Source organism: Pseudomonas sp. TWI923 (assembly GCF_039673365.1).
GTDB lineage: Bacteria > Pseudomonadota > Gammaproteobacteria > Pseudomonadales > Pseudomonadaceae > Aquipseudomonas > Aquipseudomonas sichuanensis.
Map to the genome: position 1 here is coordinate 1 of NZ_JBDJLM010000085.1, position 21,014 is coordinate 21,014.

Sequence of the window (21,014 nt, forward strand, 5' to 3'; positions counted from 1 at the left end):
CCCACAGGTAAAGCGTCAAGCCTGAGGGGGTCGCACTACTTGTGGGAGCCGGCTTGCCGGCGATGGGGCGCGCAGCGGCCCCAATTGCAGCTTTACCAGGCTCCCTGTTTCCCTGTTTTCCCGGAGTTCGCCATGGCCATTGCAGTGCCCCTCAACGAAGGCGCAGGTAAAAGCCTCAAACAGCGCCTCAAGCATGCCGAGCGGGTCAACCGCTGGAAGGCCCAGGCGTTGATCGCGCCGCTGGCGCTGTTCCTCCTGCTGGTGTTCCTGGTGCCGATTGCGGCGCTGCTGTACAAGAGCGTCGGCAACCCCGAAGTGGTCGCCGGCCTGCCGCGCACCGTCGAGGCCGTGGCGCAGTGGGACGGCAAGAGCCTGCCCGGCGAGGAGGCCTACAAGGCCCTGAGCCAGGACCTGGCCGAATCACGCAAGAACCAGACGCTGGGCGATCTGTCCAAACGCCTGAACATGGAACTGGCCGGCTACCGCAGCCTGCTGGCCAAGACTGCGCGGGCCCTGCCGTTCAAAGCGGAGCCCGCTTCTTATAAAGATGCCTTGCAGACGCTGGACGAGCGCTGGGGTGACCCGGCCTACTGGCAGGCGATCCGCCGCAACACCAGCAGCGTCACGCCGTTCTACCTGCTGGCGGCGCTCGATCACCGTATCGACGACCTCGGTGAGCTGGCCAAGGCCACGCCGGACCAGGCCATCTACCTCGACATCTTTGCCCGCACCCTGTGGATGGGCGTGGTGATCACCGCCATCTGCCTGGTGCTGGCCTATCCGCTGGCCTACCTGCTGGCCAACCTGCCCACCCGGCAGAGCAACCTGCTGATGATCCTGGTGCTGCTGCCGTTCTGGACCTCGATCCTGGTGCGGGTGGCGGCGTGGATCGTGCTGCTGCAGTCGGGCGGGCTGATCAACAGCGCGCTGATGGCCATGGGCATCATCGACCAGCCGCTGGAACTGGTGTTCAACCGCACTGGCGTGTACATCTCGATGGTGCACATCCTGCTGCCGTTCATGATCCTGCCGCTGTACAGCGTGATGAAGGGTATCTCGCCCAGCTACATGCGTGCGGCGATCTCGCTGGGCTGCCACCCGTTCGCCAGCTTCTGGCGGGTGTACTTCCCGCAGACCTACGCCGGCGTCGGTGCCGGTTGCCTGTTGGTGTTCATCATCTCGATCGGCTACTACATCACCCCGGCACTGCTGGGCAGCCCGAACGACCAGATGGTCAGCTACTTTGTCGCCTTCTACACCAACACCAGCATCAACTGGGGCATGGCCACCGCGCTGGGCGGGTTGCTGCTGCTGGCCACCGTGGTGCTGTACCTGATCTATAGCTGGCTGGTCGGCGCCAGCCGCCTGCGCCTGAGCTGAGGAGCCTTGTCATGCTGAGCCCCTACATGTCGCCCGTGGAGCGGGTGTGGTTCTACACCTTGCGCATTCTCTGCGGGCTGGTGCTGCTGTTCCTGGTGCTGCCGGTGCTGGTGATCGTGCCGCTGTCGTTCAACAGCGGGAGTTTCCTGGTGTACCCGCTGCAGGGCTTCTCGCTGCACTGGTACCAGGACTTCTTCGCCTCGGCCGAGTGGATGCGTTCGCTGAAGAACAGCATCATCGTCGCCCCGGCGGCGACGGTGCTGGCCATGGTGTTCGGCACCCTGGCCTCGATCGGCCTGACTCGCGGCGACTTCCCCGGCAAGTCGCTGGTGATGGCGCTGGTGATCTCGCCGATGGTGGTGCCGGTGGTGATCATCGGTGTGGCGAGTTATCTGTTCTTTGCCCCCCTGGGCATGGGCAACAGCTTCATCTCGCTGATTCTGGTGCACGCGGTGCTGGGTGTGCCGTTCGTGATCATCACCGTGTCGGCCACGTTGCAGGGCTTCAACTACAACCTGGTGCGTGCGGCAGCCAGCCTTGGCGCTTCGCCGTTGCTGACCTTCCGTCGGGTGACCTTGCCGTTGATTGCCCCTGGGGTGATCTCGGGTGCGCTGTTCGCCTTTGCCACGTCGTTCGATGAAGTGGTGGTCACGTTGTTCCTTGCCGGGCCGGAGCAGGCGACCCTGCCACGGCAGATGTTCAGCGGCATTCGTGAGAACCTCAGCCCGACCATCGCGGCGGCGGCGACCTTGCTGATCGCGTTTTCGGTGGTGCTGCTGCTGACCCTGGAGTGGTTGCGCGGGCGCAGCGAGAAGTTGAGGACCCAGCAGCCGGGCTGATTTTCGGATGCCTGTACCGGCCTCTTCGCGGGTAAACCCGCTCCCACATGGACCGCGCTAACCTCGAGGCAAGCATCGTACCTGTGGGAGCTGGCTTGCCAGCGATGAGGCCAGCACTGACAACATAAGACAGTTGCTCCACAGGTTATGTGCAGCTCTCGAGATCTGCGCGATCCCTGTGGGAGCGGGTTTACCCGCGAAGGGCCGGCACAGGATTGACACCAATCAGCCCCGATCCGCTTCCCTGGGTTACAATGCGCGCCACCGTGATTCTGCCCAACAGGTGCGCCATGCAGCCCTACGCTATTGCCCCCTCCATTCTTTCCGCCGATTTCGCCCGCCTGGGCGAGGACGTCGACAAGGTTCTGGCCGCCGGGGCCGACATCGTCCACTTCGATGTCATGGACAACCACTACGTACCCAACCTGACCATCGGCCCGATGGTCTGCACCGCGCTGCGCAAGTACGGCGTGACCGCGCCGATCGACGTGCACCTGATGGTGAGCCCGGTCGATCGCATCATCGGCGACTTCATCGAAGCCGGCGCCACCTACATCACCTTCCACCCGGAAGCCACCCAGCACATCGACCGCTCGCTGCAGCTGATCCGTGACGGCGGCTGCAAGGCCGGCCTGGTGTTCAACCCGGCCACCGGCCTGGATGCGCTGAAGTACGTGATGGACAAGATCGACATGGTCCTGCTGATGAGCGTCAACCCAGGCTTCGGCGGGCAGAAGTTCATCCCCGGTACCCTAGACAAGCTGCGTGAGGCCCGTGCACTGATCGACGCCAGCGGCCGTGATATCCGCCTGGAGATCGACGGCGGCGTCAACGTCAACAACATCCGCGAAATCGCCGCAGCCGGCGCCGACACCTTCGTCGCCGGTTCGGCGATCTTCAACGCCCCGGACTATCAGGAAGTGATCGCCAAGATGCGTGCCGAAATGGCGCTGGCACGCGCATGAGCGGCTTCGAGCAGCTGTTCCCGGGGACGCTGCCCAGGCTGGTGATGTTCGATCTGGATGGCACCCTGATCGATTCGGTCCCCGACCTGGCCGCAGCCGTCGACCGCATGCTGCTCGAACTCGGGCGCGAGCCCGCCGGGCTCCACGCCGTGCGTCACTGGGTGGGCAACGGCGCCCAGGTGCTGGTGCGCCGGGCGCTGGCCGGTGGCCTGGACCACGACAGCGTGGACGATGCCCTGGCCGAGCGCGCGCTCGCGCTGTTCATGGAGGCCTACGCCGACAGCCATGAGTTGACCGTCGTCTACCCCGGTGTACGCGACACCCTGCGCTGGCTGAGCAAGCAGGGCGTGGAGATGGCGCTGATCACCAACAAGCCCGAGCGCTTCGTTGCCCCCTTGCTCGACCAGATGAAGATCGGGCGCTACTTCCGCTGGATCATCGGCGGCGACACCCTGCCACAGAAAAAACCCGACCCGGCGGCGCTGCTGTTCGTGATGCAGATGGCCGGTGTGGCGCCTGAACAGTCGTTGTTCATCGGCGATTCGCGCAGCGACGTGCTGGCGGCGAAAGCGGCCGGGGTGCAGTGCGTCGGCCTGAGCTATGGCTACAACCATGGCCGCCCCATCGACGAGGAATCTCCCAGCCTGGTGATCAGCGACCTGCGCCTGCTGCTGCCTGGTTGCTTAGTCACCGACACTGGGATAACGTTGGCGGACCTTCAAGCCCCGCACAGCAGAGACAACGACGTGGTGGTTACTGGCAAATTCTGGATGAAAGTCATCAAGGCCCTGGCCCGCTGGCGCTGGCGCGCCTGACTTATGCCCGCCGGCGCCTGCCGGCCCGTCCGCTTGCCTGACCCCATTGCTGCTTGCCACGAGGCTACACATGACCCGCGAAGAATTCCTGCGCCTGGCCGCTGCCGGCTATAACCGCATCCCCCTGGCCCGCGAAACTCTGGCCGACTTCGATACCCCCCTGTCGATCTACCTCAAACTGGCCGACCAACCTAACTCGTACCTGCTCGAATCCGTGCAGGGCGGCGAGAAGTGGGGCCGTTATTCGATGATCGGCCTGCCGTCGCGCACCGTCATGCGTGTGCATGGCTACCACGTGAGCATCCTGCAGGATGGCGTGGAAGTGGAAAGCCATGACGTCGAAGACCCGCTGGCCTTCGTCGAGGCCTTCAAGGATCGCTACAAGGTCGCCGACATTCCGGGCCTGCCGCGTTTCAACGGCGGCCTGGTCGGCTACTTCGGCTACGACTGCGTGCGCTATGTCGAAAAACGCCTGGGTGCCTGCCCGAACCCGGACCCGCTGGGGGTGCCGGACATCCTGCTGATGGTCTCCGACGCCGTGGTGGTGTTCGACAACCTGGCGGGCAAGATGCACGCCATCGTGCTGGTCGACCCCAGCGACGAGCAGGCCTTCGAGCAAGGCCAGGCCCGTCTTGAAGGCCTGCTGGAGAAACTCCGCCAGCCGATCACCCCGCGCCGCGGCCTCGACCTGGATGGCCCGATGGCGGCCGAGCCGGCGTTCCGCTCCAGCTTCACCCAGGGTGACTACGAACGCGCGGTTGACACCGTCAAGGAGTACATCCTCGCTGGTGACTGCATGCAGGTGGTGCCGTCGCAGCGCATGTCCATTGATTTTGCGGCCGCTCCGATCGACCTCTACCGTGCCCTGCGCTGCTTCAACCCGACGCCCTACATGTACTTCTTCAACTTCGGCGACTTCCATGTAGTGGGCAGTTCGCCGGAAGTGCTGGTGCGGGTCGAGGACAACCTGGTCACGGTACGCCCGATCGCCGGTACCCGCCCGCGCGGCGCCACCGAAGAGGCCGACCGCGCTCTGGAAGACGACCTGCTGTCGGATGACAAGGAAATCGCCGAGCACCTGATGCTGATCGACCTGGGCCGCAACGACGTGGGGCGTGTGTCGTCCACCGGCAGCGTGCGCCTGACCGAGAAGATGGTGATCGAGCGCTATTCGAACGTGATGCACATCGTCTCCAATGTCACCGGCCAACTGGCCGAGGGGCTGACGGCAATGGATGCGCTGCGGGCGATCCTGCCGGCGGGCACCCTGTCGGGGGCGCCGAAGATCCGCGCCATGGAAATCATCGATGAGCTGGAACCGGTCAAGCGCGGTGTCTACGGCGGTGCCGTGGGCTACTTCGCCTGGAACGGCAACATGGATACCGCCATCGCCATCCGCACTGCGGTGATCAAGGATGGCGAGCTGCATGTGCAAGCCGGCGGCGGCATCGTCGCCGACTCGGTGCCGGCACTGGAGTGGGAAGAAACCATCAACAAGCGTCGGGCGATGTTCCGCGCGGTGGCCCTCGCCGAGCAGACCAGCAAACGCTGAGCAGGCCGTGGTCCATGAACCCGGCGGGCCGCCACGCGCCCCCGGAGTCCCCCGTATTCAAGAGGTTCGTTCCAGATGCTACTGATGATCGACAACTACGACTCCTTCACCTACAACGTCGTGCAGTACCTCGGCGAGCTGGGTGCCGAGGTCAAGGTCATCCGCAATGACGAGATGACCATCGCCCAGATCGAAGCCCTCAACCCCGAGCGCATCGTGGTTTCCCCCGGCCCCTGCACCCCGAGCGAAGCCGGTGTGTCCATCGAGGCGATCCTGCACTTCGCCGGCAAGTTGCCGATTCTGGGCGTCTGCCTTGGCCATCAGTCGATCGGCCAGGCCTTCGGCGGTGACGTGGTGCGTGCCCGCCAAGTGATGCATGGCAAGACCAGCCCGGTGGTGCACCGTGACCTGGGCGTGTTCGCCGGCCTCAACAACCCGCTGACCGTTACCCGTTACCACTCGCTTGTGGTCAAGCGCGAGACGCTGCCAGACTGCCTGGAAGTGACCGCCTGGACCGCCCACGCCGATGGCTCGGTCGACGAGATCATGGGCCTGCGCCACAAGACACTGAATATCGAAGGGGTGCAGTTCCACCCCGAGTCCATCCTGACCGAGCAGGGCCACGAGCTGTTCGCCAATTTCCTCAAGCAGACCGGCGGCCGCCGCTAAGGATCGACCATGGATATCAAGATTGCATTGAGCCGTATCGTCGGCCACCTGGACCTGAGCACCGATGAAATGCGCGAGGTCATGCGCCAGATCATGACCGGCCAGTGCAGCGAGGCGCAGATCGGCGCCTTCCTGATGGGCATGCGCATGAAGAGCGAAAGCATCGACGAGATCGTCGGCGCGGTGTCGGTGATGCGCGAGCTGGCCGACAAGGTCGAGCTCAAGAGCCTCGACGGCGTGGTCGACATCGTCGGCACCGGCGGCGATGGCGCCAACATCTTCAACGTCTCCACCGCGTCGTCGTTCGTCCTCGCGGCCGCCGGCTGCCCGGTGGCCAAGCACGGCAACCGCGCGGTGTCCGGCAAGAGCGGCAGTGCCGACCTGCTGGAAGCCGCCGGCATCTACCTGAACCTCACCCCGGTGCAGGTCGCCCGCTGCATCGACAGCCTGGGGATCGGCTTCATGTTCGCCCAGAGCCACCACAAGGCCATGAAGTATGCCGCCGGCCCGCGTCGCGAGCTGGGGCTGCGCACCCTGTTCAACATGCTCGGCCCGCTTACGAATCCGGCCGGGGTGAAGCATCAGGTGGTCGGGGTGTTCAACCAGGCGCTGTGCCGCCCGCTGGCCGAAGTGCTGCAGCGCCTTGGCAGCAAGCATGTGCTGGTGGTGCATTCCAAGGACGGTCTGGACGAGTTCAGCCTGGCCGCGCCCACCTTCGTTGCCGAACTGAAGAATGACCAGATCACTGAGTATTGGGTCGAGCCCGAAGACCTCGGCATGAAGAGCCAGAGCCTGCACGGCCTGGCGGTCGATGGTCCGCAGGCGTCGCTGGACTTGATCTGTGACGCATTGGGCCGGCGCAAGACCGAGAACGGCCAGAAGGCCGCCGAAATGATCGTGCTCAATGCCGGTGCGGCGCTGTATGCCGCCGATCACGCCATGACCCTGGCCCAGGGCGTGGAACTGGCCCATGACGTGCTGCACACCGGGCTGGCCTGGGAAAAGCTGCAGGAGCTGGGCGCCTTTACCGCGGTATTCAAAGTGGAGAACGAAGCATGAGCGTGCCGACGGTGCTGGAAAGGATCATCGCCCGCAAGTTCCAGGAAGTGGCCGAGCGCAGTGCGCGGGTCAGCCTCGCCGAACTGGAGCGCCTGGCCAAGGCGGCTGACGCCCCGCGCGGCTTCGCCAATGCCCTGATCGAGCAGGCCAAGCGCAAGCAGCCGGCGGTGATTGCCGAAATCAAGAAAGCTTCGCCAAGCAAGGGTGTGATTCGCGAGCATTTCGTGCCGGCCGAGATCGCGGTCAGCTATGAAAAAGGCGGGGCGACCTGCCTGTCGGTGCTGACCGACGTGGATTACTTCCAGGGCGCCGACGAGTACCTGCAGCAGGCCCGCGCCGCAGTTGCGCTGCCGGTGATCCGCAAGGATTTCATGGTCGATCCGTACCAGATCGTCGAAGCCCGCGCCTTGGGTGCCGACTGCGTGCTGCTGATCGTCTCGGCGCTGGATGACGTGAAGATGGCCGAGCTGGCCGCCACGGCCAAGGACGTCGGCCTCGACGTGCTGGTCGAAGTGCACGACGGCGATGAGCTGGAGCGCGCGCTGAAGACCCTCGATACCCCGCTGGTTGGCGTCAACAACCGTAACCTGCACACCTTCGAGGTAAGCCTGGAGACCACGCTCGACCTGCTGCCACGCATCCCCCGCGATCGCCTGGCCATCACCGAGAGTGGCATCCTCAATCGGGCCGATGTCGAGTTGATGGCAATCAACGAGGTGTATTCGTTCCTGGTTGGCGAGGCGTTCATGCGCGCCGAACAGCCGGGGCTGGAACTGCAGCGGCTGTTCTTCCCTGATCAGGTGAAGAAGACTGTTCAACAACTGGACTGAGCAAACGAAGCCGGCGTTTCTGCCGGCTTTTTTATATGCCTGCAATAGCCCTTTCGCGGGTAAACCCGCTCCCACAGGGGGTTGAGGCCTGTGGGAGCGGGTTCACCCGCGAAGAGGCCGGCAAAGTTAACAACATAGGTGGATCAATGACCGATCAACCCCTGGCCCTGACCGTTGAACAGGGCCTGCACGCCGAGCAGGAATTGCTGGCCGCCGTGTGCCGTGGCGAGCGTGACGCTGGCGTGCTGTTCTGGCGCCCCACCGACCATGCGCTGGTGATGCCACGCCGGATGAGTCGCCTGGATAACTTCGAAGCCGCCTGCGCCGAGTTGGCGATCGCCGGCTGGCCGGTATTGCTGCGCGAAACCGGTGGTGAGCCTGTGCCGCAGTCGCATTCAACCGTGAACGTGGCGCTGGTCTACGTCGCGCCGCGCAGCGAAGGTGATCACGGGCGCATCGAGAATGCCTACGAGCGGCTGTGCCTGCCACTGTGCGATGTACTGCGCGAGTGGGGTGGGGTGGCGTCGGTGGGGGAAATCGATGGCGCCTTCTGCGATGGCCGCTACAACGTCAACCTGAACGGCCGCAAACTGGTCGGCACGGCCCAGCGCTGGCGCCAGGGCCTGGGTGGCAAGCGCCCGGTGGTGTTGGTGCATGGTGCGCTGCTGCTGGACAACGAGCGCGAATCGATGGTGGCGGCGGTCAATCGTTTCAATGAGTGTTGCGAGCTTGAACAACGTTGCCGGGCCGACAGCCATATCGCCTTGCATGAAGTGGCGCCACAGGCGCCCTGGTTCGAGCGCCTTTCCCTGGCCTATGCCGAGGTCATTGCCGGGCTACCGAAGGACTAACGGGTGCCGTAGACCACCATGGTCTTGCCCTTCACCTGCACCAGGCTGCGTTCCTCGAGATCCTTGAGGACGCGGCCGACCATTTCCCGCGAACAGCCGACGATGCGCCCGATCTCCTGGCGGGTGATCTTGATCTGCATGCCGTCGGGGTGGGTCATGGCGTCTGGCTGCCTGCACAGTTCGAGCAGGCAGCGGGCAACCCGGCCGGTCACGTCGAAGAAGGCCAGGTCGCCGACCTTGCGCGTGGTGTTGCGCAGCCGCTGGGCCATTTGCGCGCCGAGGGCGTAGAGAATCTCCGGGTCCTGGCGGCCCAGCTCGCGGAATTTGTCGTAGCTGATCTCGGCCACTTCGCATTCGGTCTTGGCCCGCACCCAGGCGCTGCGCTGATGCTCCTGGCCGGCGGGCTCGAACAGGCCCAGCTCACCAAAGAAGTCGCCGTTGTTGAGGTAGGCGATGATCATCTCGTGACCGTCGTCGTCCTCGATCAGGATGGTTACCGAGCCTTTGATGATGAACGAGAGGGTCTCGGCCCGGTCGCCCGCGCAGATGATGTTGCTTTTGGCGGCGTAGCGACGGCGCTGGCAGTGCACCAGCAGCTTTTCGATGTTCTTGATCTTGGGCGCAAGGGCTGAAGAAACCATCACGAAATCCTGTTCGATGTGAGGCGTGGGCTTTTTATTGAGGCTGCGCGGCGTGATGCGCCAGTCATTTGGCGCCAGCTTATCAGACACGCCCCCATGTATCGGCATTAAAGCGCTGCGCCTTGAGCTTTTCCGACGGCGTCACAAGGTCTAAGCTGGCACCCTTTTTACGAGATCGGGAGTCCGGATAGATGAAGGCACGCATCCAGTGGGCGGGTGAAGCAATGTTCCTCGGCGAGTCGGGGAGTGGCCATGTCGTGGTCATGGACGGCCCGCCCGAAGCCGGCGGCCGCAACCTTGGCGTGCGCCCGATGGAAATGCTGCTGTTGGGGCTGGGCGGATGCAGCAGCTTCGATGTGGTCAGCATCCTCAAGAAGTCGCGCCAGGCGGTGGAGAGCTGCGAAGCCTTCCTGGAAGCCGAGCGCGCCAGTGAGGACCCCAAGGTGTTCACCAAGATCCATATGAACTTCGTGGTTAAAGGGCGTGGGCTGAAAGAGGCACAGGTAAAGCGCGCGGTTGAGCTGTCGGCCGAAAAGTACTGCTCGGCATCGATCATGCTCGAGCGTGCCGGGGTGGAAATCACCCACGGTTACGAGATTGTCGAACTCGCGTGACCGGCAGTGGCGCCTGGTTGTCAGGCGCTTTGCAGGTTCAGCCGCTCAGCGGCCAGTAGCCAGGCGACGCCCGGGGCGAGCGCGAGCAGCAGCAACGGCGTGTTGAACAGCAGTAGCCCGAGTATTTCGCTGGTGCTCCAGGTGTTGCCGAAACATTGGGCAAACAGCATGCACTGCAGCAGCGCCGTGACCACGGCGGCCAACCCGAACAGGGCGATGAGCGTACGACGCTTGCGGCAGTGGTAAGCCAGCAGCAGGAACAGCAGCAGCCCAGGCACTGTGAACAGCAGCAGCTCGACCACACTGTTGCTGTCGGGCTCGCCGAGGTCGGGCAGTTGCAGGCTGAAGGCGGTTTGCCTGATGGCCGCTGTCATCAGGCAGACAAACGCATAGGCAACCGGTATCAGCCCGAGGCTTTGCAGCAACCGAGCCGTGGTCAGTCGGAACTTCAACGGCGCAACGCCGGCAGCAACTGCAACAGGCGTTCGGGTAGCTTGGCCCGCAGCTGTGCACTCAAGGCTTCCCGTCGTTTCTGGTACAGCAGGCCCAGGCCGATAACGCCAAGGCCGATCAGGGTGAGCACCAGCGGGAACAGCAGCGAGTCGGCAAATACCTCGTAGGACAGATAGCCGAGATAGGCCGCCACGCCCATCGCCCCGAATACCATGAACACCGGCCGGCGCAACAACACGGCCAGCCCCATCAGCCCCAGGTTGATCAGGCAATACAATGCCTTGCCCAGTTCGCTGGCGCTGTCCATCGACGTCAGCCCGCCCCAGAACGCCAGCAGGCCTGCCAGATAGCCCCAGCCAGCGTAGTCCTGGCGGGTGCGGCCATCGACACCGACGAACACCACCAGGACGACCAGGCCGAACCACACCGAGACCGTTCGTCGCTGCTCCCAGCTGAACACATCGCCATACACCCACTCGGTCAGGTCCATGGACATGAACCACAGTGCGAGTGCGATCGGCATGACGATGAACGGGAAGGGCACCAGGCGCAGCATCAGCAGGCCAGCCACTACGGTTGCGGCCTCCATGGCCAGCCAGCCGCCCTGCACATAGGTGTAGTACTGGTGATAGTCACCCTGGGCATCGTCCAGCGGCCACCAGCCCACCAGCCGTTCCACGGAGAAAACCGCCAGCGGCACGATACTCACCGCGACGGCCGCCAGCACGCCGGCGGCGATGGGCTGCCCGCGGCGTTGCAGCGACAGGGCGAACAAGGTGAGGGTGGCGATGTAGAGCAGGGCGATGGCCAGCAGTGCACTGTCGCCGATGCGCATCCAGGCTTCGGTGAGCAACCAGCCCATCGCCCCCATGATCAGCAGGGCGCCGAAGTAGAAGGCGACGTGGGCCAGTTGGAAGCTGCCGCGGCTTTGTGGCTGCTGGCGCAGGAAGTCCAGCAGCGCATGGTCCTGGCCCGGTTGCAGTACACCGGCGTCTACCGCGCGTGCCAGGTCCTTGGCGTCGAAGCGTTCCATGCGCTGTGCCTCAGATGCGGTAGGTGCTCTTGGTCATGACCTTGGCCATCAGGCTCATGCCGAACCGGATGGGCGCCGGGAAACGATAGCCGCCAGCTTCCAGCGCCGATTCGGCGTGGTGCTCTTCGTCGACGCGCATCTGTTCGAGGATGGCGCGGGATTTGCCATCGCTCTCGGGGATCTGCTCAAGGTGCTCGTCCAGGTGTTTGCACACCTGGTGCTCGGTGGCGGCGACGAAACCCAGGCTGACCTTGTCGCTGACCAGGCCGGCAAGTGCGCCGATGCCGAAGGACATGCCATAGAACAACGGGTTGAGCACGCTGGGGTGGCTGTTGAGCTGGCGAATACGCTGCTCGCACCAGGCCAGGTGGTCGATTTCTTCTTCTGCCGCATGCTCCATGGCCTTGCGCACCTGGGGCAGCTTGGCGGTCAGGGCCTGGCCCTGGTAGAGCGCCTGGGCGCAGACTTCACCGGTATGGTTGATGCGCATCAGGCCGGCGACGTGGCGGCTCTGCTGCTCGTCGAGTTCGGCGTCGGGCTGGATGATCGCCGGTGACGGGCGCGAAGGTTGGCCGCTGAAGGGGAGCAGGGTGCGCATGGCGGTATCGGCCTGCAGCAACAAGCGGTCGAGCGGCGAGTAGTGACGTTCGGTAGCCATCGGGCACCTCCACTAGAGTGTGCCCGACAGTTTACCGCAATCGGCTGGAGGGGGCTTGCCCTGGATCAGCCCGGTGGCCAGTGCATCTGGCGCTGGCCAAGCACGTGCATATGGATGTGGTAGACGGTCTGGCCGCCTTTGGGGTTGCAGTTCATGACGACGCGGAAGCCTTCCTCGCAGCCTTGTTCGATGGCCAGGCGCTGGGCGGTGAACAGGATATGCCCGGCCAGGGCCTTGTCCTCTTCGGTCAGGTCGTTGAGGGTGCGGATGTGTTTCTTCGGGATGACCAGGAAATGGACCGGCGCCGCGGGGGCGATATCCTTGAAGGCCAGAATCTGGTCATCTTCGTAGATGATATCCGCCGGGATTTCCCGGTTGATGATTTTGAGGAATAGATCGTCCACAGCACTTGCTCCATGGTGAGTGTCCGGGCCGAGTGTACTGAGCCCGCTGCCACTCGCCCAGTGCTTATTCCATGCCGACCGGGCAGTAGCGGCGGTGGATCACGCCGGCCAGCTTGCGCGCCAACCAGCGCGGCAACAGGCGCGGGGCAAAGGCCAGCCAGCGGTTGCTGCGGCCTGGGATGATCCGCGCGCGGTTCTTGTCCAGGGCGCGTACGGTGTAAAGCGCGATCTCCTCGGGGCTCGGGCTGTTGCCGTCGAGGCGGGGAATGCGCCGGCGCGACGAGCGAACCGGCCCGGGGCACAGCACCGAGACTTTGATTCCGGTGCGCCCGAGCTCTTCGCGCAAGGCTTCGCTGAAGCTGAGCACATAGGCCTTGCTGGCGGCGTAGGCGGCCATCCAGGGGCCGGGCGCGACCCCGGCCAGGCCTGCGACATTGAGGATCTGCCCGCCACCCTGCACGGCCATCAGGTTGCCGATGGCATGGCACAGGCGGCTCAGGGCCAGGATATTGACCTCCAGCAGGTCCTGCTCGTCGGCCCATTCATGGGCAAGGAAGGGCCCGTAGGTGCGTTGGCCTGCGCAGTTGACCAGCAGGTCGATGCGCCGCTCGCCTTCCTCCAGCTCAAGCACGAACCCCGACAGGCGCAGCGGCTGGCTGAGGTCGCAGGCGCGGAACAGCACTTCCACGCCAAAACGTTGGGTCAGTTCGATGGCCACCGGCTCCAGCGTCTCGCGCTGGCGTGCCACCAGGATCAGATTGCGCCCGCGCCGCGCCAGGGCCTCCGCCAGGGCCAGGCCCAGGCCGGTGGAAGCGCCGGTAATCATGGCGTAACGGGTCATGCAAGGCTCCTGGGGCGTAAGGGGCGCCTAGTTTACAGCCTGGTTGGTTTGCTACAAGGCGTTGCTGCGTAGCTGCTGAGCGCGATCCAGGGCGCCTCGGTATTCGCTGTGCAGGCGTTCGATCAGGGCTGCGGCGCTGGGCAGGTCGTTGATCTCGCCGACGCCCTGGCCTGCGGACCAGACGGTTTTCCAGGCCTTGGCTTCCTCGTCCAGCGGCTTGAGCTTGCCGGCCTCATGGCTGCTGGCGAGCGCCGCCAGGTCGTAACCAGCCTGTTCCAGGCTTTGCCGCAAAAAGCTGGCCGGGATGCCGGATACCGCGGGCGTGTGGATGATATCGGCGGCGGTTGCGCCGAGGATCATCTGTTTATAGGCGTCCTGCGCCTGGCTCTCACGGGTGGCGATGAAGCGTGTGCCCATGTAGCCCAGGTCTGCCCCCAGCAATTGCGCCGCGAGCAGTTCGTGGCCGTGGTTGAGGCAGCCTGCCAGCAGCAGGGTCTTGTCGAAGAACTGGCGGATCTCGGCGATCAGGGCGAACGGGCTCCAGGTCCCGGCATGGCCACCCGCGCCTGCTGCCACGGCGATCAGTCCATCGACACCGGCCTCTGCCGCTTTCTGCGCATGGCGCCGGGTGGTCACGTCATGGAACACCAGGCCGCCGTAGCTGTGCACTGCGTCCACCACCTCCTTCACTGCACCGAGGCTGGTGATGACGATGGGCACGCGATGCTCGACGCACAGGGCCAGGTCGGCCTGCAGACGCGGATTGCTCGGATGGACGATCAGGTTGACTGCATAGGGTGCTGGCGCCTGCAACTGAGCCAGGCCTGCTTCGATCTCCTCCAGCCAGGCCTTGAAGCCTGCGCTGTCGCGCTGGTTGAGCGCAGGGAAGCTGCCCACCACACCGCTGGTGCAACAGGCCAGCACCAGTTGCGGATTGGAAATCAGGAACATCGGCGCGGCCACCAGTGGCAGGCGCAGCCGCTGTTGCAGCAAGGCGGGCAGGGACATGGCGAAACTCCTGTGCAGGGCGGGTTATCGTCAGAACGGTTTGACCACCACCAGAATTACGATCCCCAGCAGGATCAGTACCGGCGCCTCGTTGAACCAGCGGTAGTACACATGGCTGCGGGTATTGGTGCCGGCGGCGAAGCGTTTGCGCTGGGCGCCGCAGATATGATGGTAGGCGGTCAGCAGCACCACCAGGGTCAACTTGGCGTGCAGCCAGCCCTGGCTCAGCCAGCCGGGGTTGAGGTAGAGCATCCAGCCGCCGAACACATAGGTGGCGATCATCGCCGGGTTCATGATGCCCCGGTACAGCTTGCGCTCCATGGTGATGAAGCGCTCGAGGCTGATGCTGTCCTGGCTCTGGGCGTGGTAGACGAACAGGCGTGGCAGGTAGAACAGGCCGGCGAACCAGCAAACCACGCTGACGATGTGCAGCGCCTTGATCCATAGATAGAGCATGTGCGGTTCCTTCAGGTTTTCACGGTCGTGCGAATAGTAGTGGGCAAGCGCCGAAGGGTCATGGGAATAGTTGTTACAGGCCTGCCGGGCCCCTATTATCGTGCGCTTTCCAGTGGGCTCGTTGATAAGGGGCAAGCGTTATGATCAAGGTCGGTATCGTCGGCGGCACGGGTTACACCGGTGTCGAACTGCTGCGTCTGCTGGCGCAACATCCACAGGCCGAAGTGGCGGTCATCACTTCGCGCTCCGAAGCGGGCGTGGCGGTTGCCGACATGTACCCCAACCTGCGCGGCCACTACGACGGGCTGTGTTTCAGCGTGCCGGACAGCAAGGCGCTGGGCGCCTGTGATGTGGTGTTCTTCGCTACCCCGCATGGCGTGGCCCACGCCCTGGCCGGCGAGCTGCTGGCGGCGGGCACCAAGGTCATCGACCTGTCCGCCGACTTCCGCCTGCAGGACGCCGTGGAGTGGGGCAAGTGGTACGGGCAGCCGCACGGCGCGCCTGAACTGCTCAAGGACGCGGTCTACGGCCTGCCTGAAGTGAACCGCGAGAAGATCCGCCAGGCGCGCCTGATCGCCGTGCCCGGTTGCTACCCGACCGCTACCCAACTGGGCTTCCTGCCGTTGCTGGAAGCTGGCCTGGCCGACCCTTCGCGGCTGATCGCCGACTGCAAGTCCGGCGTCAGTGGTGCAGGCCGTGGTGCCGCCGTAGGTTCGCTGTTCTGCGAGGCCGGCGAAAGCATGAAGGCCTATGCAGTCAAAGGGCATCGCCATCTGCCGGAAATCAGTCAAGGCCTGCGTCTGGCCGCAGGCAAGGACATCGGCCTGACCTTCGTGCCTCACCTGACCCCGATGATCCGCGGCATTCACGCCACCCTTTATGCCAACGTCGTTGATACGTCGGTTGATTTGCAGGCGCTGTTCGAAAAACGCTATGCCAATGAACCGTTCGTCGACGTGATGCCGGCCGGCAGCCATCCGGAGACCCGCAGCGTGCGCGGCGCCAACGTCTGCCGTATCGCTGTGCACCGGCCGCAGGGTGGCGACCTGGTGGTGGTGCTGTCGGTGATCGACAACCTGGTCAAGGGCGCGTCCGGCCAGGCGGTGCAGAACCTGAACATCCTGTTCGGCCTGGACGAGCGCATGGGCCTTTCCCACGCCGGCCTGTTGCCGTAAGCCTGCACTGTTGCAAAGGGCCCGCCATGTGCGGGCCTTTTTCATGGGGCGACTAAAGCAGCACAATTGTTGACCGATTTTCTCGGACAAGCGGATAATACGCGCCATCGAGTTTTATGGCGGCACTGCGCCGGGAGAATCAGCATGAGCGTCGAAACCTTCACCCCCACGGCTTTGGAGTTCACCCCAGGGGCTGCACACAAGGTGAAGACCCTGGTCAGCGAAGAGGGCAACGAGCGTCTGAAGCTGCGCGTTTTCGTGACGGGCGGTGGTTGCTCGGGCTTCCAGTACGGCTTCACCTTCGATGAAGACGTGGCCGAGGATGACACTATCGTCGAGCGTGAAGGTGTCGCGCTGGTGGTCGACCCGATGAGCTTCCAGTACCTGGCGGGCGCCGAAGTGGACTACCAGGAAGGCCTGGAAGGTTCGCGCTTCGTGATCAAGAACCCGAATGCCAGCACCACCTGTGGCTGCGGTTCGTCGTTTTCGATCTGATCTGTGGGCTGACATGAAAACGCCGCGCATTTGCGCGGCGTTTCGCATTGTGCGGCTGGTTACGCGGGATAGATGGCGCCGAGGACGCGCAGGCCCCTGGCGGCGGTGACGCTGGGCCGGTTGGCGGGGATGCGTTCCAGGCAGCAATGGGCCAGCCAGGCAAAGGCCATGGCCTCGACCCAGTCCGGATCGACACCGTGTGCCGCGGTGCTGGACACCTGGGCACCCGGCAGCAGTTGCGCCAAGCGCGCCATCAGCGCGCCGTTGCGGGCGCCTCCGCCGCACACCAGCAAGGCTTCGGTGCCTTGTTGAGCCTGGCCTAGCGAGTCGATGATGCTGCGTGCGGTCAGCTCCAGCAGGGTGGCCTGTACATCTTCGTCGCGGTAGCTGGGCAGTTGGGCGAGATGGCCGTCGAGCCAAGGCAGGTTGAAGACCTCGCGGCCGGTGCTTTTCGGGCCGCTGCCAGCGAAGAACGGGTCGCTCAGCAGTGCATTGAGCAAGCCCGGCTGTACCGCCCCGCTGGCCGCCCAGGCGCCATCGGCATCAAATACCTGGCCGCGCTTGCGCTCGATCCAGGCATCCAGCAGCACATTGCCCGGCCCGCAGTCGAAGCCATGCACTGGCTTGTCCTTCTCGATCAGGCTGAGGTTGCTGAAACCGCCCACATTGAGAATCGCCAGTCGCTGGCCTAGATGGCCGAACAGCGCTTCATGGAAGGCCGGCACCAGCGGCGCGCCCTGGCCGCCCGCGGCCACGTCGCGGCGCCTGAAGTCACCGACCACGCAGATGCCGGTCAGCTCGGCCAGCAGCGCCGGGTTGCCGATCTGTACCGTGAAGCCGCGGGCGGGTTCGTGGCGAATGGTCTGCCCATGGCTGCCGATGGCGTCGATGGCATCGGGCAGCAGGCCTTGTTCGCGCAGCAGGTAGTTGATCCCTTCGGCGGCGAGGGTTGCCCAGTGGTTCTCCGCCAGTGCCGCGCGGGCGATCTCGTCGGGGCCGCTGGCGCAGAGGCCAAGCAGCTGCTGGCGCAGGTCGGTGGGCATGGGGATGTAGTGGGTGGCGAGCAGCCGAAGCTGCTCGCGTTGTTCGATCAGGGCAATGTCCAGGCCATCAAGGCTGGTCCCGGACATCACGCCAAGATAAAGCGCCATGTGGTCAGCGCTTGTTGGCGGCGAGCAGGGTGGCCTTTTCCTGATCCATACGGGCGATCAAGGGTTGGCTCTGCTGGTTGAAGCGCGCGCGCTCAGCCTTGGCGATCGGGTCGGCCATCGGCACCTTCTGGCTCAGTGGGTCGACGTGCACGCCGTTGACCTGGAACTCGTAGTGCAGGTGTGGACCGGTCGACAGGCCGGTAGTGCCGATGTAGCCGATGACCTGGCCTTGTTTGACGCTGCTGCCGGTCTTGATGCCCTTGGCGAAGCCCTGCATGTGGCCGTACAGCGTCTTGTACGCGTTGCCGTGGGCAATGATCACGGTGTTGCCATAGCCACCACGGCGCCCGGCCAGCTCGATGCGCCCATCGCCGGCGGCCTTGATCGGTGTGCCGCGCGGGGCGGCGTAATCGACACCCTTGTGGGCGCGGATCTTGTTCAGGATCGGGTGTTTGCGGCCGGCGGAAAAGCGCGAACTGATGCGGGCGAAGTCCACCGGCGTACGGATGAACGCCTTGCGCAGGCTGTTGCCGTCGGCTGTGTAGTAGTTGGTGTTGCCTTGCTTGTTGGTGTAGCGCACGGCGGTGTAGGTCTTGCCGCGGTTGGTGAAGCGGGCCGACAGGATGTTGCCGGTACCGACCACCTTGCCGTCCATCATCTTTTGCTCGTAGACCACGTCGAATTCGTCGCCCGGGCGGATGTCCTGGGCGAAGTCGATGTCGTAACCGAGGATGCGTGCCATGTCCATTGTCATGCTGTGGGACAGGCCCGCGCGCTGGGCCGAGGCCGAAAGCGAACTCTTGATAACGCCGTGGGCGTAGGCGGTGCGCATGACCGGCTTGCTGACTTCGCGATCGAAGCTGAAGCCCTTGTCGGTGCGGGTCAGGCGGATGGTTTCGAGGTTGCTGACCTTGCTGTGCAGGCTGGTCAGTTGGCCGTTCTTGTCCAGTTCGAACTGCAGCACCTGGCCATGCTTGAGCTGGCTGAACTGCTTGGCTTGCTTGTTGCTCGCCAGCAGGTCGTGGACGGCGTTGGCCGGCAGGCCGACCTTGTTGAACAGTGTGGAGAGCGTATCGCCGCGGGCTACGACTACCTCGCGGTGGCCGGGGGCCTTGTCTTCCTGTTTGGCGACTGGGGCGGGCTCTGGCTTGCTCTCGGGCTTGGCCTGGGCGGTGTCCGCTTCATCGCCTTCGATCTGGGCGAAGGGCGAGTCGGTGTGTTGTTCGGACTGCACCAGTGGCGCGACGCGGGACTCTTCCTTCAGCTGCTCTGCCGGGCTCTCCAGCTCCAGGCTGAGCGTGGTTTTCTTGGCTTCTACTTCGCTGGAAGGGAATACCAGCAAGGCCAGGCTGAGGAGAGCAGCGATGCCGCTGGCGGCCAACAGATGGCTTTTCGGATAAAGCGGGGGCGCTTTAGGCGTTTCGTTGGTCATAAGTGAGGTGACTTTGAAAAGGGTGAAGTGGAAAAGATGAATGACATGATGAAGATGAAATAACTGTATAAAATATAACCAAAACCATTCTCGCGCAAGGGCGCGTAGACGTTGCGTTGCGCCGTTCGGGTCACATTCCGTTGCGAAACTTGTATTTGATGGCCGATCTTGTATGGTTGGCTCCCCTTGAATCTGAGCCTTGCGGGTCTGTCTATGAAGTCTGTTGAAGAGCAGCTGGCGCTAATCAAGCGCGGTGCGGAAGAGGTATTGGTCGAGTCGGAACTGGTGGAGAAGCTCAAGCGCGGCCAACCGCTGCGTATCAAAGCGGGCTTCGACCCTACCGCGCCGGACCTGCACCTGGGCCACACGGTGCTGATCAACAAGCTGCGCCAGTTCCAGGATCTGGGTCACCAGGTGATCTTCCTGATTGGTGACTTCACCGGCATGATCGGTGACCCGAGCGGCAAGAGTGCTACTCGCCCGCCGCTGACTCGCGAACAGGTGCTGGATAACGCCGAGACCTATAAGCAGCAGGTGTTCAAGATTCTTGACCCGGCCAAGACCGAGGTTGCGTTCAACTCCACCTGGATGGATAAGCTCACGCCGGCTGATTTCATCCGCCTGGCCTCGCAGTACACGGTCGCGCGCATGCTCGAGCGTGACGACTTCGATAAGCGCTACAGCAGCAATCAGCCGATCGCGATCCATGAGTTCCTCTATCCGCTGGTACAGGGCTATGACTCGGTGGCGCTGAAGGCGGACGTCGAGCTGGGTGGTACGGACCAGAAGTTCAACCTGTTGATGGGGCGTGAGCTGCAGCGCTCTTATGGCCAGGAGGCTCAGAACATCGTCACCATGCCGCTGCTCGAAGGGCTTGATGGCGTGAAGAAGATGTCCAAGTCGTTGGGCAACTACGTCGGTATCCAGGAAGCGCCGGGTGTGATGTTCAGCAAGCTCGTGTCGATTCCGGACACCTTGATGTGGCGTTACTTCGAGCTGCTCAGCTTCCGTTCCATGGAAGAGATCGACCAGTTCCGTGCAGATGTGGCGCAGGGCGCGAATCCGCGTGACATCAAGATCAAGCTGGCGGAAGAAATCGTTGCGCGCTTCCATGGTGAAGAGGCTGCTGCCAGCGCTCACCGTGCGGCGGGTAATCGGATGAAGGAAGGCGAGCTGCCTGAGGATCTGCCCGAGATCGAAGTCGCTGCGGCTGAAAGCTTGCCGATTGCTGCTGTGTTGAACCGGGCTGGGCTTGTGAAAAACTCGGCTCAGGCACGGGATCTGCTCAGTGCTGGTGCCGTGAAGGTTGATGGTGCAGTGGTTGAGCGTGATTTCATGTTTGCCCTGGGCGCTACCCATGTGTGCCAGGCGGGCAAAAAGGCCTTTGGGCGAGTTACTCTCAAGGCTGAGTGATCTCCTGGTGGCGTAGCTATATAGAAGCGGGGAGGCCGACAGGCCTTCCCGCTTTGTTTTTGAGGCAAATGAAGCTTTCTTGAAATTAAAGGTTGACGGGGTTTCAGATCCCCTTATAATGCGCCCCACTTCCAGCGACAACGGAACGTAAAACTCCTTGAAATTCAATGAGTTAAGCGAATCGAAAGCTCCGGAAGCGTTTCGGTCTCACGATCGGCAGCGGTGAAAAAGGTGGTTGACAGCAGGTTGTAACGCTGTATGATTCGCCTCCCGCTACGAG

At 63.7% G+C, this 21,014-nt stretch carries 23 protein-coding genes; 13 read left to right on the top strand and 10 right to left on the bottom strand.

What is annotated here, in order from left to right:
• The first annotated feature begins 132 nt into the window (after positions 1-132).
• The 9 genes from ABE459_RS22525 to ABE459_RS22565 all read left to right on the top strand — a co-directional run bounded on the left by ABE459_RS22525 (position 133) and on the right by ABE459_RS22565 (position 8,960).
• Positions 133-1,380: an ABC transporter permease gene (locus ABE459_RS22525; RefSeq protein ID WP_110994272.1), complete on the top strand. Its 1,248-nt coding sequence runs from the start codon at positions 133-135 to the stop codon at positions 1,378-1,380.
• Between the two features lie 11 nt (positions 1,381-1,391).
• On the top strand, positions 1,392-2,219 hold the full coding sequence (locus ABE459_RS22530; RefSeq protein WP_125462360.1) for an ABC transporter permease: 828 nt from the start codon (positions 1,392-1,394) through the stop codon (positions 2,217-2,219).
• A gap of 290 nt (positions 2,220-2,509) precedes the next feature.
• On the top strand, positions 2,510-3,184 hold the full coding sequence (gene rpe / locus ABE459_RS22535) for a ribulose-phosphate 3-epimerase (RefSeq protein ID WP_125462361.1): 675 nt from the start codon (positions 2,510-2,512) through the stop codon (positions 3,182-3,184).
• On the top strand, positions 3,181-3,999 hold the full coding sequence (locus ABE459_RS22540; RefSeq protein WP_323833262.1) for a phosphoglycolate phosphatase: 819 nt from the start codon (positions 3,181-3,183) through the stop codon (positions 3,997-3,999). Before rpe ends, ABE459_RS22540 begins: the two co-directional genes overlap by 4 nt.
• Before the next feature lie 70 nt (positions 4,000-4,069).
• Positions 4,070-5,551 carry an anthranilate synthase component I gene (gene trpE, locus ABE459_RS22545; RefSeq protein ID WP_258644196.1) on the top strand — a complete coding sequence of 494 codons (1,482 nt, stop codon included), beginning with the start codon at positions 4,070-4,072 and terminating at the stop codon, positions 5,549-5,551.
• 75 nt (positions 5,552-5,626) lie between these two features.
• Positions 5,627-6,220, top strand: a complete 594-nt coding sequence (locus ABE459_RS22550) for an aminodeoxychorismate/anthranilate synthase component II (RefSeq protein ID WP_110994268.1) — start codon at positions 5,627-5,629, stop codon at positions 6,218-6,220.
• A 9-nt stretch (positions 6,221-6,229) separates the two neighbouring features.
• Complete coding sequence (gene trpD / locus ABE459_RS22555; RefSeq protein ID WP_323833264.1) at positions 6,230-7,279, top strand: anthranilate phosphoribosyltransferase; 1,050 nt, start codon at positions 6,230-6,232, stop codon at positions 7,277-7,279.
• A complete protein-coding gene (gene trpC / locus ABE459_RS22560; RefSeq protein ID WP_125462365.1) occupies positions 7,276-8,109 on the top strand; it encodes an indole-3-glycerol phosphate synthase TrpC in 834 nt (277 codons plus the stop codon). Before trpD ends, trpC begins: the two co-directional genes overlap by 4 nt.
• A 146-nt stretch (positions 8,110-8,255) precedes the next feature.
• Entirely contained in the window at positions 8,256-8,960 is a 705-nt protein-coding gene (locus ABE459_RS22565) for a lipoate--protein ligase family protein (protein ID WP_110994265.1), read from the top strand.
• Here the strand turns inward: ABE459_RS22565 and crp are convergent.
• Positions 8,957-9,601: a cAMP-activated global transcriptional regulator CRP gene (crp, locus tag ABE459_RS22570; RefSeq protein WP_110994327.1), complete on the bottom strand. Its 645-nt coding sequence runs from the start codon at positions 9,599-9,601 to the stop codon at positions 8,957-8,959. The genes ABE459_RS22565 and crp overlap by 4 nt on opposite strands.
• A 191-nt stretch (positions 9,602-9,792) precedes the next feature.
• Between crp and ABE459_RS22575 the strand changes: the two genes are divergently transcribed.
• On the top strand, positions 9,793-10,215 hold the full coding sequence (locus ABE459_RS22575) for an OsmC family protein (protein WP_110994264.1): 423 nt from the start codon (positions 9,793-9,795) through the stop codon (positions 10,213-10,215).
• Positions 10,216-10,235: 20 nt separating this feature from the next.
• Here the strand turns inward: ABE459_RS22575 and ABE459_RS22580 are convergent, their stop codons facing one another.
• The 7 genes from ABE459_RS22580 to hemJ all read right to left on the bottom strand — a co-directional run bounded on the left by ABE459_RS22580 (position 10,236) and on the right by hemJ (position 15,068).
• On the bottom strand, positions 10,236-10,667 hold the full coding sequence (locus tag ABE459_RS22580) for a hypothetical protein (protein ID WP_323833266.1): 432 nt from the start codon (positions 10,665-10,667) through the stop codon (positions 10,236-10,238).
• A complete protein-coding gene (locus ABE459_RS22585; RefSeq protein WP_323833268.1) occupies positions 10,664-11,701 on the bottom strand; it encodes a DUF2157 domain-containing protein in 1,038 nt (345 codons plus the stop codon). The genes ABE459_RS22580 and ABE459_RS22585 overlap by 4 nt, the downstream gene beginning before the upstream one ends.
• 10 nt (positions 11,702-11,711) lie before the next feature.
• On the bottom strand, positions 11,712-12,359 hold the full coding sequence (gene coq7 / locus ABE459_RS22590) for a 2-polyprenyl-3-methyl-6-methoxy-1,4-benzoquinone monooxygenase (RefSeq protein ID WP_110994262.1): 648 nt from the start codon (positions 12,357-12,359) through the stop codon (positions 11,712-11,714).
• A gap of 65 nt (positions 12,360-12,424) precedes the next feature.
• Positions 12,425-12,763, bottom strand: a complete 339-nt coding sequence (locus ABE459_RS22595) for a histidine triad nucleotide-binding protein (protein ID WP_153785970.1) — start codon at positions 12,761-12,763, stop codon at positions 12,425-12,427.
• A gap of 64 nt (positions 12,764-12,827) precedes the next feature.
• Positions 12,828-13,604, bottom strand: coding sequence for an SDR family oxidoreductase (locus ABE459_RS22600; protein WP_258705583.1), 777 nt, complete (start codon positions 13,602-13,604; stop codon positions 12,828-12,830).
• Between the two features lie 51 nt (positions 13,605-13,655).
• The gene (locus ABE459_RS22605; protein WP_323833270.1) at positions 13,656-14,612 is read right to left on the bottom strand and encodes a nitronate monooxygenase family protein; all 957 of its coding nucleotides are present in this window, start codon (positions 14,610-14,612) and stop codon (positions 13,656-13,658) included.
• A gap of 30 nt (positions 14,613-14,642) precedes the next feature.
• Positions 14,643-15,068 (bottom strand): protoporphyrinogen oxidase HemJ, encoded by a 426-nt coding sequence (gene hemJ, locus ABE459_RS22610; RefSeq protein WP_125462371.1) that lies wholly within the window; start codon positions 15,066-15,068, stop codon positions 14,643-14,645.
• 140 nt (positions 15,069-15,208) lie between these two features.
• On the opposite strand from hemJ, the gene argC reads away from it, so the two are divergent.
• Both argC and erpA read left to right on the top strand, forming a co-directional pair.
• Positions 15,209-16,243, top strand: coding sequence for an N-acetyl-gamma-glutamyl-phosphate reductase (gene argC, locus ABE459_RS22615; RefSeq protein WP_110994258.1), 1,035 nt, complete (start codon positions 15,209-15,211; stop codon positions 16,241-16,243).
• A gap of 144 nt (positions 16,244-16,387) precedes the next feature.
• A complete protein-coding gene (gene erpA / locus ABE459_RS22620; RefSeq protein WP_125462372.1) occupies positions 16,388-16,738 on the top strand; it encodes an iron-sulfur cluster insertion protein ErpA in 351 nt (116 codons plus the stop codon).
• 59 nt (positions 16,739-16,797) lie between these two features.
• Here the strand turns inward: erpA and ABE459_RS22625 are convergent, their stop codons facing one another.
• Both ABE459_RS22625 and ABE459_RS22630 read right to left on the bottom strand, forming a co-directional pair.
• Positions 16,798-17,889 carry an anhydro-N-acetylmuramic acid kinase gene (locus tag ABE459_RS22625; protein WP_323833272.1) on the bottom strand — a complete coding sequence of 364 codons (1,092 nt, stop codon included), beginning with the start codon at positions 17,887-17,889 and terminating at the stop codon, positions 16,798-16,800.
• Between the two features lie 4 nt (positions 17,890-17,893).
• Positions 17,894-19,321, bottom strand: coding sequence for a peptidoglycan DD-metalloendopeptidase family protein (locus ABE459_RS22630; RefSeq protein WP_258644204.1), 1,428 nt, complete (start codon positions 19,319-19,321; stop codon positions 17,894-17,896).
• A 213-nt stretch (positions 19,322-19,534) separates the two neighbouring features.
• On the opposite strand from ABE459_RS22630, the gene tyrS reads away from it, so the two are divergent.
• A complete protein-coding gene (gene tyrS, locus ABE459_RS22635) occupies positions 19,535-20,734 on the top strand; it encodes a tyrosine--tRNA ligase (RefSeq protein ID WP_125861227.1) in 1,200 nt (399 codons plus the stop codon).
• The last annotated feature ends 280 nt before the right edge of the window (positions 20,735-21,014 follow it).